Origin of the sequence: Geomonas anaerohicana (assembly GCF_016458305.1) — a bacterium.
GTDB classification, from domain to species: Bacteria; Desulfobacterota; Desulfuromonadia; order Geobacterales; family Geobacteraceae; genus Geomonas; species Geomonas anaerohicana.
The window spans coordinates 230,305-244,568 of the sequence record NZ_JAEMHL010000005.1 but is presented as its reverse complement, the minus strand read 5'-3'; the positions used below and the strand labels follow the sequence as shown (position 1 = coordinate 244,568).

Annotated in this window: 12 protein-coding genes; 3 read left to right on the top strand and 9 right to left on the bottom strand. The window is 62.7% G+C overall.

Features of this window, described 5'->3' with window-relative positions; translation table 11 throughout:
* Window positions 1-82: 82 nt before the first annotated feature.
* Window positions 83-1,543 carry a tetrathionate reductase family octaheme c-type cytochrome gene (locus tag JFN91_RS12095; RefSeq protein WP_199389441.1) on the top strand — a complete coding sequence of 487 codons (1,461 nt, stop codon included), beginning with the start codon at window positions 83-85 and terminating at the stop codon, window positions 1,541-1,543.
* Window positions 1,544-1,805: 262 nt separating this feature from the next.
* Window positions 1,806-3,197 carry a cytochrome C gene (locus JFN91_RS12090; RefSeq protein ID WP_199389440.1) on the top strand — a complete coding sequence of 464 codons (1,392 nt, stop codon included), beginning with the start codon at window positions 1,806-1,808 and terminating at the stop codon, window positions 3,195-3,197.
* Between the two features lie 150 nt (window positions 3,198-3,347).
* Here JFN91_RS12090 and JFN91_RS12085 read toward each other — a convergent pair whose 3' ends face one another.
* Window positions 3,348-3,977, bottom strand: coding sequence for a class I SAM-dependent DNA methyltransferase (locus JFN91_RS12085; RefSeq protein WP_199389439.1), 630 nt, complete (start codon window positions 3,975-3,977; stop codon window positions 3,348-3,350).
* 368 nt (window positions 3,978-4,345) lie between these two features.
* Between JFN91_RS12085 and rpsT the strand changes: the two genes are divergently transcribed.
* Window positions 4,346-4,609, top strand: a complete 264-nt coding sequence (gene rpsT, locus JFN91_RS12080) for a 30S ribosomal protein S20 (RefSeq protein ID WP_199389438.1) — start codon at window positions 4,346-4,348, stop codon at window positions 4,607-4,609.
* 129 nt (window positions 4,610-4,738) lie between these two features.
* Here rpsT and holA read toward each other — a convergent pair whose 3' ends face one another.
* The 8 genes from holA to JFN91_RS12040 all read right to left on the bottom strand — a co-directional run bounded on the left by holA (window position 4,739) and on the right by JFN91_RS12040 (window position 14,238).
* A complete protein-coding gene (holA, locus tag JFN91_RS12075) occupies window positions 4,739-5,728 on the bottom strand; it encodes a DNA polymerase III subunit delta (protein ID WP_199389437.1) in 990 nt (329 codons plus the stop codon).
* An 80-nt stretch (window positions 5,729-5,808) separates the two neighbouring features.
* Window positions 5,809-6,333: an LPS assembly lipoprotein LptE gene (gene lptE, locus JFN91_RS12070; RefSeq protein ID WP_199389436.1), complete on the bottom strand. Its 525-nt coding sequence runs from the start codon at window positions 6,331-6,333 to the stop codon at window positions 5,809-5,811.
* Window positions 6,334-6,347: 14 nt separating this feature from the next.
* Window positions 6,348-8,822 carry a leucine--tRNA ligase gene (gene leuS / locus JFN91_RS12065; protein WP_199389435.1) on the bottom strand — a complete coding sequence of 825 codons (2,475 nt, stop codon included), beginning with the start codon at window positions 8,820-8,822 and terminating at the stop codon, window positions 6,348-6,350.
* A 241-nt stretch (window positions 8,823-9,063) separates the two neighbouring features.
* A complete protein-coding gene (locus JFN91_RS12060) occupies window positions 9,064-9,441 on the bottom strand; it encodes a response regulator (protein ID WP_183345812.1) in 378 nt (125 codons plus the stop codon).
* Between the two features lie 29 nt (window positions 9,442-9,470).
* Window positions 9,471-10,289 (bottom strand): GAF domain-containing protein, encoded by an 819-nt coding sequence (locus JFN91_RS12055; RefSeq protein ID WP_199389434.1) that lies wholly within the window; start codon window positions 10,287-10,289, stop codon window positions 9,471-9,473.
* Between the two features lie 27 nt (window positions 10,290-10,316).
* A complete protein-coding gene (locus JFN91_RS12050; protein ID WP_199389433.1) occupies window positions 10,317-11,384 on the bottom strand; it encodes a protein-glutamate methylesterase/protein-glutamine glutaminase in 1,068 nt (355 codons plus the stop codon).
* Window positions 11,381-12,250 carry a CheR family methyltransferase gene (locus JFN91_RS12045; protein WP_199389432.1) on the bottom strand — a complete coding sequence of 290 codons (870 nt, stop codon included), beginning with the start codon at window positions 12,248-12,250 and terminating at the stop codon, window positions 11,381-11,383. Before JFN91_RS12045 ends, JFN91_RS12050 begins: the two co-directional genes overlap by 4 nt.
* Window positions 12,250-14,238: a HEAT repeat domain-containing protein gene (locus JFN91_RS12040; RefSeq protein ID WP_328746908.1), complete on the bottom strand. Its 1,989-nt coding sequence runs from the start codon at window positions 14,236-14,238 to the stop codon at window positions 12,250-12,252. Before JFN91_RS12040 ends, JFN91_RS12045 begins: the two co-directional genes overlap by 1 nt.
* Window positions 14,239-14,264 lie beyond the last annotated feature (26 nt).

The following is a 14,264-nucleotide window of genomic DNA, read 5'->3' as shown; positions in this document are numbered from 1 at the left end:
GGTCATATTCTATTTTTAGTATATATGAAGGCATGGATATAGCTGTGACGGCGCAAGCCGATTTACTACGGGAGGTTGTTGAATGAGAGGTATGCTGGGAATTTTGGCGGGGGTAGTACTGCTGGTGGCATCCGCCGCTCAGGGGATGGCGGCGGTCGACCACGCCGAGTTCGTCAAGGGGCCGTTTAAAAGCGGCAGCGAGGTCACCAAGGTTTGTCTCGAGTGCCATGAGCAGCAGGCGGCCGATTTCATGAAGACCACCCACTGGACCTGGGCGGGGACCCCAAACATGGTCAAGGGGATGGAGAAGAGCACCAAGAAGTACGGCAAGTCCAACATGATCAACTCGTTTTGCACCTCGATCCAGGGGGGCAAGGACGGCGTGGTGCACGAGTCCTGCGGCAAGTGCCATGCCGGTTACGGCTGGACCCGTACCGACTTCGACTTCACCGACAAGGGCAAGGTCGACTGCCTCATCTGCCATGCCCAGAAAGGGAACTACACCAGGGCCACCGTGGGCTGCGATATCGACAAGAAGAGCATCGACAAGAAGGCCATGGACCTGAACGTCGCCGCCCAGAGCGTCGGCCTGCCCACCCGCAAGAATTGCGGCGCCTGCCACTTCTTCGGCGGCGGCGGCGATGCCGTCAAGAACGCGGGTCTCGACTCCACCCTGGAGAAGACCAAGAAGTCCCAGGACGTGCACATGGGGAGCAAGGAAAGCGGCGGCCAGGACATGAGCTGCCAGACCTGCCACGTCACCAAGAACCACAAGATCGGCGGCGCGTCGAGCATGATGGCCCACTACGACACCCGCGTGAACTGCGAGCAGTGCCACTCCGGCGCCAAGGCCCCGCACCAGAAGGCGAAAAACGGCGCGCTGATCAACAAGCATCTCGCCACCGTCGCCTGCCAGACCTGCCACATCCCCTTCTTCGCCAAGGGGCAGGCCACCAAGATGGCGTGGAAATGGTCCGATGTGGGCAAGAACATCACCGCCGAGGAGCAGTTCGACAAGGAAACCTACGCCAAGCACAAGGGGACCTTCGTCTGGGGCATGAACGTGAAGCCGGTCTACGCCTGGAACAGCGGCATGGTCGAGCGCTACATGGTGGGCGACAAGGTGAAGGATCCGACCAAGCCGGTGGTGATGATGCGCCCGGTGGGGGACATCAAGGACCAGAAGTCCAAGATCTACCCGTACAAGCTCTACAAGGGCGACCAGCCCATGGACGCCAAGTATAAGAACCTGATCATCTTCCAGCAGTACAAATCGCTGTGGGTCGACTACGACTGGGATAAGGCGTGCCGCCTGGGCGCCGAAGGGACCGGCCTCCCCTACAGCGGCAAGTACCAGTTCGTGAACACAGTGGCCTACATCGCCGCCCAGCACGAGGTGGCGCCCAAGGAAGAAGCGCTGCAGTGCGGCGAGTGCCACATGGGCGGCAACCGTCTGGACTGGAAGGCGCTCGGCTACAAGGGCGATCCGATGCAGAAAGGCGGCAGGTTCGCCAAAGCGGCGCAGAAGGTGGCCAAGAAGTAGCGGATGGAACAAGGAGGGGGCGGAGCATATCCGCCCCTTTTTCCGTTTGCAGGGGAAGCGACGCGGGTGCTGCGCTATCTGTTGCGGAGCATTACTGTTAACACAGCTGACTCAGGGCGCCCCGAATAGACACAAACGCAACCGTAAAATCGACTCAACACCGTCTGGACATACATCGGCAGAATACTAAACTATTACCTCATTCTGCCGATAACGATCTGTGAGTAAGAGAACAGCAACCAAAGACAACAGGAGGGCTTCGATGAGCAAGAAAACCACGGCAGCGGCAGTGCTCGGTCTCGCCTTGGCAGCAACTACTGCCTGGGCGGCAGGCATGCATCCCGGCAAGGAATCGATCGAGAAAAGCGGCTACAAGGGGCCTGAGACCTGCGAGGAGTGCCACCCCGGCAGCGCCAAGGGATTCCTGGATACCGTGCATTGGAAACACGCCTCCAAGGTGACCAACGTGGAGGGGATCAATGCCAAGGAAGAATACGGCATGAAGAACCGCATCTACGTCATGTGCAACGGCAACGACATCGTCAACAACCTGAAGGAGATCCCCAAGAGCCCGGTGACAGGCAAGAGCAAGTTCTCCGGTTGCAACACCTGCCACCCGGGCAACCACCTCTCCGACGTCGGCAGCACCGGCGCCGCAGCCGAGGCGGCGGTCGACTGCCTGGTCTGCCACTCCACAGACTACGACTTCCGGCAGAGAAAGCCGTTCAAGAACGAGAAGGGTGAGGTGGTCATGGGGCAGGATCGCAGCACCAAGGCGGCCCTCGCCATCGGCAAACCCACGGTCAAAAACTGCATGGTCTGTCACGAGGCAGCCGGCGGCGGCGTCATCGTCAAGCGCGGGTTCTCCTTCACCAAGGACACCGATGCCCACGCAGCCAAGGGGATGGTCTGCGTCGACTGCCATAAGGCCAAGAACCACAAGATGCCCACCGGCCACGATCCCAACAACTGGGCCAACGACGGCGTCTTCGTCTCCTGCTCCGACACCTCCTGCCACGGCGTCAAGCCGCACAAGGATGCCGACCTGAACCGCCACTGCGCCAAGATCGCCTGCCAGACCTGCCATATCACCCGGACCGGCGGCGCCTTCGCAAAGGATTTCACCGTGTGGGAGCAGACGCCGGACAAGTTCTACGAGCCGACCACGCTGAAGAAGGAAGCCAACGAGACCACGCCGGTCTACGCCTGGTACAACGGCACCGTGAAAAACACCCCGCACTTCATCGGTCCCAAGGGAAGCAAGAAGGACGGCAAGAGCAAGATCACGCCCTTCAAGATCTTCCAGGGTAAGGCCTACTACAACAAGCAGACCGGCGAGCTCCTCTCCATGGACTTCGCCCAGCCCATGTCGGACGGAGACACCCGCGCCGGCGTGCTGTCGGCTGCCAAGACCCTGGGGCTCAAGAACCCGGAAAAGATCGCCAAAGAGGCGGTGCCGGGGTGGCAGACCATCTATTTCGGCAGCAACCACCTGGTGACCAAGACCAAGGCACTCTACTGCGCCAACTGCCACGCGCCCAACGGGGTGCTCAACTTCAAGGATTTGGGATACAGCGACAAGGAGATCCTGAAGCTGACCTCTCCGGAACTGTTCATGGAGAAGCTGGCCCAGAAGCAGAAGGAAGACTGGTAACGGCGATAACCGCGGCTACGAGTTGCTGAGACAGGAAAGCCCCCCTCGTGAGAGGGGGGCTTTTTTGTGGGTAGCCCCCCTTCGCAAAGGGGGGTACCTGCGGCCACTTTCAGCGCTGCGTGGCTACCTACTCCTCTTTCGGCAAAGGGGTTACTTGCGGCCGACGCAGAGGAGGACGGGGTAGCGGCGGGGGGTGCCGTCGGCTCCGGGCTTGTCGATGGCGGCGGCTGTTACGACGGCAACATCGGCCAGGCCGTTGGCGGCAAACTCGCCGGTGAGGAATTCGCGGGAGAAACCGTGATGCAGAACACCGGTGGGATCGTCGTGGAAACGCCCGTCCTCGCTTTCGAGGTCAGCCAGGGCGAGCCAGCCGCCGGGATTCAGCGCCTGGGACAGGGCGGCGATCAGGGCAGGGACGTCCTGGACGTGATGCAGGGTCATGCTGCTCACGATGAGGTCGAAGCCTCCTTGCAGGTGCTGGTGCTCTAGGTCGAGGAACAGGGTGCCTACGTTTGCCAGGCCTTGCGCCTGGATCTTGCGGTTGAGGACGTCCAGCATACCGGCAGAGCTGTCGGCACCGGTGATGTGGCCGACGTAAGGCTGCAGCCCAAGGGTGACCAGACCGCTGCCACAGCCGTAGTCCAGGGCCTTCATGCCGGGGTTCAGGGGGAGGGTATCGCGCATTGCGGCCGCGACCTCCTGGGCCAGCTTTAGACGACGCGGCTCCTGGTCCCATTGGTTGGCTACTGCATCGAAGTCACGCTTGTTTTCTGGGGGCATGTTGTTACCTCCGGTTGTGCAGGGCGACGCCCTGGTGGTAGGGCAGCTTAGTATTCGAATAGTCGAATGTCAAGTAGACAGTGGACTCGGTGGACTCGGGAAGAATGGGAAGAATGGGGACTGGGACTGGGACTGGGACTGCGGGTTGCGGGTTGCGGGGTGACGGGGTGACGGGGTGATGCGGGGTGCTTGGACGGGTGTTTTTTGCTGGCTTTAGCTCTCAAAGAATGGTATGGTCGCCTGTTCGCGTGGCGGGAAGTATTTTTCGGCTGCGGGCGGATTTGTGCTTGACTCTGCGCCGCCCGGGTGATATATAATTCCTCTTTCCAAAAACCTAAAAGCTACATTTAAAATACCGGAGGTGCAGTTTGGCAAATCATAAATCGGCAATGAAGAGGATCAAGCAGACCGCAAAGAGGACTGAGCGCAACAAACACGAGCGTTCTACCCTGCGCACTTTCATCAAGCGCGTCCGCGAAGCGGTTGCCACCAAGGATCAGGATGCTGCAAAGGCTGCTCTGGCTGCTGCTATCCCGGTCATCGACGGCGCTGCAACCAAGGGGATCATCCACTCCTCCAACGCTTCCAGGAACGTTTCCCGCCTCACCAAACTGGTCAACACCCTGGCCTAGTCCGGTAGCGGATTACATGAAAGCAAAAAAGGGAATTCCCGCCGGGAATTCCCTTTTCTAGTTTCTGCTTTCTCGCTTCTGCAGAAAAAGCCCCCTCCCTAACCCCTCCCCCTCCGGGGGAGAGGACTCCTAGCGCCGGCACGCCTCCATCACGAAACGCTCGAAGAGTGGCTCTTCCAACCCGCCGGACTTGAAGGCCAGGTCCAACTCCAACATCCGCTCGAAAATCCGCTGCAGCTCCGCTGTCGTGTAGTTGCGCGCCTGCGCCGTCACCTTGCCCAGGAAGTACGGATTGATCCCGGACGCCTTGGCGAGCTCGGACTGGGGCACCTTCCTGTCCAGAAGCTCCCGCACCTGCCAGAGCTGGCGGAAATGCCGCGCCACGGCTCCCAGCATGCGCAGGGGAACCTCGCCGTCCTGCAAGAGCGCGGTGAGCATCTTCAAGGCGCGGGGGAGGTCCTTACTGCCCAGGGCATCGGTGAACTCGAAGACGCTTTCCACCTTGGTGTCGGATACGATGGCTTTGACGTCGGCAACGGCTACCGTTTCCTTCTTGCCGCAGTAGATACAGAGCTTCTCGATCTGGGAAACGAGTTCCTGCAGGTTGTTGCCCACCAGGTAGGCGAGCAGTTCGGCCGCGGCAGGCTCGATCTTCTTGCCGGCGGCGCGCACCTCGTCGCGGACGTAGGGGCCGAGCTGGTTCTCGTAGGGGCGCTTGAACTCGACGGCTTCGCCGCGCTTCTTGAAGTCGGCGTAGAACTTCTTGCGGCCGTCGACCTTCTCGGCCTGCAGGATGAGACAGGTGCCGGGCGAGGGATCCTGCAGGTACGGCAGGAGCACTTCCATGGCGTGGGCGGAAAGATCGCCCCCCTTCTTCACCAGCACGACGCGGCGGTCGGCAAACATGGGGAGCGTCTGAGCGGCGCTGAAAACCTCCTCTCCCTTGCATTCGTTGCCGTAGAAGATGTCGAGGTTGAAATCGCGAAAGCCGGGATCGACAGCCCGGTCCATCAGCTTCTTGACCGCCCGCTCCACGAGGTACGGTTCATCGCCGTACAGAAGGTACAGCGATGCCAGCTCTCCCTTTTCCACCGCCTTGTTGAACTCTTCCGGTTTCATCTCTACCTCATCTCAAAAAAACCGCCCACCCAGCCTGATGCTGAATGGGCGGCGTCGGTCTTCGCAGTTGTCGTCGGTCCCTAGAAACGCTCGCCGAGCTTCTGCCAGATCCGCTCGGAAACGCGCCGGCTGATCTTCTCGATGGCGGCTTCCTCGGCATCCTGCTGCAGGGCGATGTTGGCGTTGACGGGATAGACCTGCTGCTCGGTGACATCCCCCTTCCAGACTACCCGATGCGACTTCTGGTCGCGCAGGGTGGCCTGCACCGAGAGGATGGCGTTGTACTCCCTGATGACATCGGCCGCGGTATAGGAGACCGGGACGCTGTTGTAGGAGAGCACTACCCCGGACAGCTCGTAGTCCGCCCGATCCCCGGGAAGCACCTTGCCGCCGGTCCGGAAGTTGAACTCGTTGATCATCTCTTGGGCCAAGACCGCCTCCACGCCGGCGCGGTAGCTCTTGTTGGCGAAGAGCACCACGTTGACGCCGTTGGCGCCGGCCAGGGGGCCATGCTGGATCACCGGACTGTAACTGCAACCGCCGGCGAATAGTGCGGCGAGCAGGGTGAGCCAACGGAGCATTGTGAAGAGCCTGGTGGCTGTCATTGTTCTCCTCACGCCTAGGCGACGACGATGCTGACCAGCTTGCCCGGGACGTAGACCACCTTCTTGACGTTCTTCCCTTCCAGGTAGGGGATGATCTTGTCGTCGGCCAGTGCGGCGGCGCGGACATCGTCCTCCTTGGCGTCAGGGGCGACGGTGAGCTTGCTTCTCAGCTTGCCGTTGACCTGGATGACGACGGTGATTTCCTCGTCGACCACGGCATCGGCGTCGTAGCCGGGCCAGCCGGCCTGCTCCAGGGCAACCTCATGGCCGAGTTCGGTCCAGAGTTCCTCGGCGAAGTGCGGGACGAAGGGAGCCAGCAGGCGCACCACCGACTCCACCGCCTCGCGCACCACGGCCACGTTTTCCGGGGCGTCCTTGGCGGCAAAGCCCTGGATGGCGTTGACCAGCTCCATTACCGCGGCAATGGCGGTGTTGAAGTGGAAGCGGTCCTCGATGTCCTCGGAGACCTTCTTGATGGTCTTGTGCACCGCGCGGCGCAGCTTCTTCCCTTCCGCGGAGAGCTGGTCGGGCTGCACGGCACCGACGCCCTTGACTGCGGGGAGCACGTCGTAGACCAGGCGCCAGACGCGGTTCAGGAAGCGGTAGCTGCCGTCCACGCCCTGGTCGCTCCAGTCGAGGTCCTTCTCCGGCGGCGCGGCAAACAGGGAGAAGAGCCTTGCGGTATCGGCACCGTAGCGCTCGATGAGGGCGTTGGGATCGACCACGTTCCCCTTGGACTTGGACATCTTGGCGCCGTCCTTGATCACCATCCCCTGGGTGAGCAGGTTGGAGAACGGCTCGTCGACATTGCAGTAGCCCAGGTCCCTGAGCACCTTGGTGAAGAAACGGGCGTAGAGCAGGTGCAGGACGGCATGCTCGATGCCGCCGATGTACTGATCCACCGGCATCCAGTGCTCGACCTGCTCGCGGTCCAGCGGGCCCGCGGTGAATTTCGGCGAGCAGTAGCGCAGGAAGTACCAGGAGGACTGCACGAAGGTATCCATGGTGTCGGTCTCGCGGCGCGCGGCCTCGCCGCACTGCGGACAGGTGCAGGTGGTGAAGCTGTCCACGCGGGCCAGCGGGTTGCCCCCCTCACCGGTGAACTCGGCGTCCATCGGGAGCACGACCGGGAGCTCCGCTTCGGGAACGGGGACGACGCCGCACAGGTCGCAGTTGATGACCGGGATCGGGTTGCCCCAGTAACGCTGGCGGGAGATACCCCAGTCGCGCAGGCGGAAGTTGACAGTCTTCTTGCCGATCCCTTCCTTCTCGAGGAAGTCCGCGATGGCTTCCTTGGCGTCGTCGTTGCCCATACCGTCGAAGCGGCCGGAGTTGACCATGGTCCCTTCGGCGGTGTAGGCCTCGATCATGGTGGCCGGATCGAGGGCCTCACCTTCGGGCTGGATCACCACCTTGAGCGGCAGGTCGTACTTCTTGGCGAACTCGAAGTCGCGCTGGTCGTGGGTCGGTACGGCCATGACGGCGCCGGTGCCGTAGCCCATGAGGACGAAGTTGGCCAGGTAGATGGGCATCTTGACGTTGGTGACCGGGTTGATGCAGTAGGAGCCGGTGAAGACGCCTTCCTTCTCCTGGTCCTCAGCGGAGCGCTTGATGCGGTCGGTCTTTTTCACCTTGTCGATGAAGGCTTCCACGGCGGCACGCTGGCCGGCAGTCGCGAGGTCGAGGGCGAGCGGGTGCTCGGCGGCCAGCGACATGAAGGTGGCGCCGAACAGGGTGTCCTGACGGGTGGTGAAGACCTTGATCTTGGTGAGGCCGTTCTCGAGCGGGAAGTCGATCTCGCAGCCGACCGAGCGGCCGATCCAGTTGCGCTGCATGGTGAGCACGCGCTCGGGCCAGCCGGTCAGCTTGTAGGTGTCATCCAGAAGTTCCTGGGCGTAGTTGGTGATGCGGAAGGACCACTGTTCCAGCTCCTTCTGCTCGACCAGGGAGTCGCAGCGCCAGCAGCAGCCGTCCTCGACCTGCTCGTTGGCGAGCACCGTTTCGCACTTGGGGCACCAGTTGACGGCGGAGGACTTCTTGTAGGCGAGCCCCTTCTTGTACATCTCCAGGAAGATTTTCTGCTCCCACTTGTAGTAGTCGAGGTCGCAGGTGGCGAGCTCGCGGTCCCAGTCGTAGGAAAGGCCCAGGCGCTTCAACTGGCCGCGCATGTAGGCGATGTTCTCGTAGGTCCACTTGGCGGGGTGGCTCTTGTTCTGGATGGCGGCGTTTTCAGCCGGCATGCCGAAGGCGTCCCAACCCATCGGGTGCAGCACGTTGTAGCCCTGCATCCTCTTGAAGCGGGCAATGACGTCGCCGATGGAGTAGTTCCTGACGTGACCCATGTGGATCTTGCCGGAGGGATAGGGGAACATCTCCAGGAGGTAGTACTTCTTCTTGTTGGCGTCTACGGTTGCCTTGAAGCTGTTGTGGGTAGCCCAGTACTGCTGCCATTTGCCCTCGACTGCTGAGGGAAGGTATTTTTCTTCCATTAAACCCCGCCTTCCAGCGCCCCTGACGGGACGCGCAATATTTTATAGTCGGCAACCTCTGGTTGCGAAAACTTGGTGGACCCGGTGGACCCGGTGGAGCCGGTGGCCGTGTGGACCGGCGAAACCGGGGGACGCGGCGACACCTCGGGCGTGACAACGGTGGACGGTGCCGAGGGCACTCCCCTCCCCGCCCTCTTCGCGGAGGAGCGGGACGGGGGGATGCGTGGACCGGTGCAACCGGTTAGACGATCCGGAGCAGGTTCTTGGCTACATCCAGAATCTTGGTCGGCTGGATCGGCTTGGTGATGTAGTCGTTGGCTCCCAGCGCAAGGGCACGCTCACGGTCTTCCTGGGCCCCCTCGGTGGTGATGACCACAATGGGTATGGTCTTGTAGTTGGCGTCGTTACGCACCAGACTCACCAACTTCAGACCGTCCATGATCGGCATGTTGATGTCGGTCAGGATCAGGTCGAAACGCTCCGAGGAAAGTTTCTTCAACCCGTCGACACCGTCGTTGGCCTCGACTATGCGCACCCCCCGGATCCGCTTCAGCGCAAAGGCGATGAGCTGCCTCATGGTGGGTGAATCTTCAACTATCAATACGTTGTAATCTGACATCTGAACTGTATCCCCCATTGCACTGCTGGCTATTTCGTCAATAGATCGATAAACCCTTGGATGGTCGACAACTTGCGCTCGGAATCGCTGTAGAGACGCGAGCTGAAGATGGCGGTGGCGGCATGGCCGGCCAGCAGGGTGAAAAGCTCGTAATCCACGGCGGCAAATTCCTTTTTCTGCATCAACAGCTTGTAGATGGCCAGCACGCCGATGACGTGCTCCTTGATCTTGAGCGGGATGCAGACCATCGGGGCGCTGAAGTCACGCTCGTAGCTGTCGAAGTCGCTGGCGAAATGATTCTCGCCGGACTGCGCCACGCTCCCGATGATCCCCTTGCCGAGACGGAACGACGGGATCTCGCTGCGCTCTATCCCCTCCGTGGAGACGGCCTGCAGCTCGTCGCTCTTCTCGTCGAGCAGCATGATGGCGAACTCCTCGGCACCGATCAGGTTGATGATGATCTCCGTGATGATCTGGAGCACTTCCTTGAAGTCGAGCGTGGAGTGGAGCTGGTAGCTCGCGATGTAGAGATTGGCGAGGTTGTTGTTCTCATCCTCGATCTCCAGGTAGCGTGCGGCAAAATCCTGGTTTTCTTCCTCGACGTGCTTGATGCGGTCCAGGATCTCCTGCTTTTCCTGCTCCAGATCGGCGATCCGCTCGTTGAGCTTCTTCAGCTCGGCGGCCGGCGCCGGCTCACCCGACATCTGGGATTTCTCCAGTTCCAGCAGCCGGAACCTCAGACGCTCGTTCTCCCTCAAAAGTTCCTGGGTGAACTCCGCCCCTTTTTTGAAAACCTGCAGGAACTCCTCGCCCCTGCTATGAACCAGCCGTTCATCGTCCTTTTGCATGCGCACCCCGAATTTACGTCTAGTTGATCAAGCGAATCGCGGCAAGAGGCCGCAACGAAGCACTATTTCACGCACCATGCCGTCCATGGGCACCACCCGGTCCACCACGCCCGTGGCGATCGCCTCGCGCGGCATGCCGAAAACCACGGCGGAGTCCTCGGACTCGGCCACCACCTGGGCACCCACCTTCTTCGCCTCGCGCACCCCGAGGGCGCCGTCGTTGCCCATACCGGTCAGTACCACGGCCAGCATCCGGTTCTTGTAGAGCTCGGCGCAGGAGCGGAACATGACGTCCACCGACGGGATGTAACGGTCCTTGGGGCCGGGAGGCACGATGCGCGCCACCACCTTGTCGCCCAGCCTGGCGAAGACCAGGTTGTGCCCGCCGGGGGCGATGAGCGCACGTCCCGGGAGCACCTCGTCACCGTCCTTCGCCTCGCGCACCTCGAAGCCGGTGCTGCGGTTCAGCCTCTCGGCGAAGGCGGTGGTGAACCCGGCCGGCATGTGCTGGGAAATCACCATGGCGAAGGGAGGCGCATCCTTGAAGGAGGAGAAGATGCGCTGCAGGGCCGGCGGGCCGCCCGTAGAGGAGCCTATGGCGACGATGTCTATGGTGCTCGCGGTCCCGGCGGGAGCCGTGGGGACGGCAACCTCGGCCGCAGGTGGGGCCGGCTCGGTCCGTTTCTGCACCCGGGCCATGTTCAGCTTGAAGACCGCCTGGACCTTCTGGTGCAGGTCCTGCTGGATCTTCAGCAGTTCGTCGGAGATGACGCTGGTCGGCTTGGCGATGAAGTCGACGGCACCCAGCTCCAGCGCCTTGAACACCTTCTCGTCGCCGGAGGTGGAGCTGATCACGATCACCGGGACCGGCGTAGTCGCCATCAGGATACGCAGCATGGTGAAGCCGTCCATGCGCGGCATCTCGAGGTCGAGCGTCACCAGGTCCGGGGTGAGATCGATCACCCTGCGGATCCCCTCCTCGCCGTTGGTGGCGTAGCCGACCACCTGGACCCCCGGAAGCTCTTCCAGCATCCTGGTGATGGCGCGCCGATTATAGGCCGAATCGTCTACGACTACTACCCGTATCTTTTTCACGAGGCCACTCCGCCGCCGGTCGTATCCGTTTTCTGGTAGACCATGTCGTTTTTCAGGTGCCTTAGCGCAAAGGCCGTGGACAGGTTCATCAGGGACTCCGAGTGCCCCAAAAGGAGGTAGCCCCCGCCGCGCAGCGTGTTGTAGAACGACTCGATCACCCGCTTCTTCGAGGCCTGGTCGAAATAGATGATCACGTTGCGGCAGAAGATGACGTCCATCTTGCCCAACAACGCCAGCCGGTTGGCGTCGAACAGGTTCATCTGGCTGATGGTGACCAGCTCGCGCACCTCGTCGCAGATGCGGTATCCCTCGTCGGTCTCGGTGAAGAACCGCTTCAGATAGCGCTCGTCGGTGGCGCGGAAGGACGCCTTGGTGTAGATCCCCTTGCGGGCGTGCTGCACCACGCGCTGGCTGATGTCGGAGCCGACGATCTCCACCCGCCAGCCGTGGAGGCACCCCATCTCCAGGAGGAGCATGGCGATGGTGTAGGGCTCCTCGCCGGTGGAACACCCCGCACTCCAGATACGCAGGGTACGTTCGCGCTGCTTGAGCTTCATCACCTCGGGAACGATCTCGTCGGTGAAGGCGCGCAGCTGAAACGCCTCGCGGAAGAAGTAGGTCTCGTTGGTGGTGAGGAGATCCATGATGTCGGCGATCTCCTGGTCCCTCCTGCGATCGTACTTCAGGAACTGGTAGTACTCACGAAAGCCCGACAGGTTGTGATGGGCCACGCGCTGCCCGAGTCGGCGGTCCAGCAGGTACTTGCTGTCGTCGTCGAAGAAGAGGCCGCAGTGGTTGTAAATCAGGTCCCTTATCAGGCGGAATTCTTCTTCCGTCAGTTGCAATTCAGGTTCGAAATATGGCATTAGCGCAGCCTGTCGAGCAGTTCAACGATCTCGCCTTTGACCAGCGGGTCCGACTCCCGGGCCAACGCCTGATCCAATACCGTCAACGCATCGCCCCCCTGCAGCTGGGCGAGGGCGCGCACGAAGGAACGCCGCACCATCCAGTGCCGGTGCTCCAAAAGCGCCTGGCCGTGCTCCGCGATCCAGTCCGTGCCGTGAGCGGCAAGGATGCCGATGGCGGCTTCTACCACTTCCTCGTCGTCGTGGTACAGCGCCTGCCGTACCGGGCCGAGCGCCTGCGCGCCGCCCAGGGCGGCCAGGGTGGACAGGGCGGCGATGAGCACCGGCCCCTGCGCCTGCTCCAGCAGGGCGGTCACCCCCGGCAGCGCCTCGGGGTCACCTACGGCGGTGAGCCCCTTGAGGGCCGCGGTCTGCACCCAGGGATCATCATCGGACAGAGCCAGGCACAGCGGCGCCAGCACCTCGTGCCCTCCCTTTTCGGCAAGGGCCTGCGCGGCAGCGGCGCGCACCTCCGGCTCCTCGTCGGACAGCGACAGGGTCAGTGCCCCCAGGGCCTGGGGCAGGTCCACGCGCGCCAGCGAGGCGACCGCGGCGCGGCGCACGGTGGCATCCTCGTCCTTCACCAGCCGGGCGAGCCGCTCTCCGTCGGCGAGGGCACCGAGGATGATGGCGGCGTCGCGCCGCTTGCGCGCATCGCGTTTGCGCAAGAGCTCGGAACAGATGGCACTGACGCCTTCGGCATCCCTGGCGGCAAGGTGCTGCAGCCCGTCCAGGGCCCCTTCGCACACCTGCGGCTCTTCATCGTCCAAAAGGCGCGCCACCCGCGGCGCGGCCCCTTGCGGCGCCAGCCGCCCCAGGGCGACTGCGGCGCAACGCCTCACCTCCGCCCCCTCGTCCTCGAGGGCGGCAAAGAGGAGGTCGTCGCTGCCGGGGCGCCCGGTTTCGGCGATGAGATGGACGACGACCGCGCGTTCGGCGGCGATGGCAAACGGGAAGTGCTCCAGGAGCAGCGGCATCACCGGCTCGCCGATACGGCGCAGCGCCTCCAGGCAGACCCCTCTCAGGCGGTCGGCGCGTGCCACGCGCACCAGTGGCAGCGCGGCACGCTCGTCCCCCATGATGCCGCAAAGCTGCGCCAGCGCCGAGATCATCACCGGCTCCTCGCCGTGCAGCGAGTCGATCAGCTTCTTGGCGGTCGCGCTGCCGGCCAGGTCACGGAGCGGACGGTCCACCAGTTCTTCCTGTTCCTGCAGGCTCAGACGCCCGCGCTGGCGCATCAGGGCGATGGCGGCCGCCTCGCGGGCGTTCTTCGCCTTGTCGTGCAGCCCTTCCAAGAGCAGGTGGAGGCACTTGCGGTCCCCCAGGATGCCCAGGCAGTCGTAGGTGGCGCGGCGCAGGAGACCTTCCTGCAGCAGCGGTTCGAGCTTGGCAAGCGGCACCGGCGCCCCGATCGAGGAGAGGGCGTCCAGCACGGTGAACTTCAGCCAGACCTCGCCTCCGTCCAGCACTTTCAAAAGGTGCGGCAGCGCCTGGGCGTCGCCGATCTTGCCGAGGTTCTCGGCGGCGGCCACCCGTACGTTCATGTCCTCGTCGTCGAGCGCCTGCACCAGAAGCGGCAGGCAGGTGGCGCAGCGGATGTTGCCCAGGATGTCGATGATGAACTTGCGCAGGTCATGGTCGGGATCGCCCAGGTGGGCGCAGAGCGGCTCCACGGCGGGCACGCCGATCCGTTCCAGCGACTCGACGGCGGAGTTGCGCAGCCCGGCGTTGTCGGCGGAGCGCAATAGTGCGATCAGGGCTTCGAGTTCCGCAACCTGCAGCGGCTGCGCCTGCAGGACCACGCTGACCGCCTCCTTGCGCACCCGCCAGCTCTCGTCCCCCATGGCACGGAACAGCAGTTCCATGACCTCGGGGAAGGGACGGCGGCGCAGGGACATTACCGCAAGGCGCCGTTGCTCCTCGTCGGTGTCGGCAAGTCTCTCCGAGATTTCAAGCAGATCGTTGGACAGGGTCT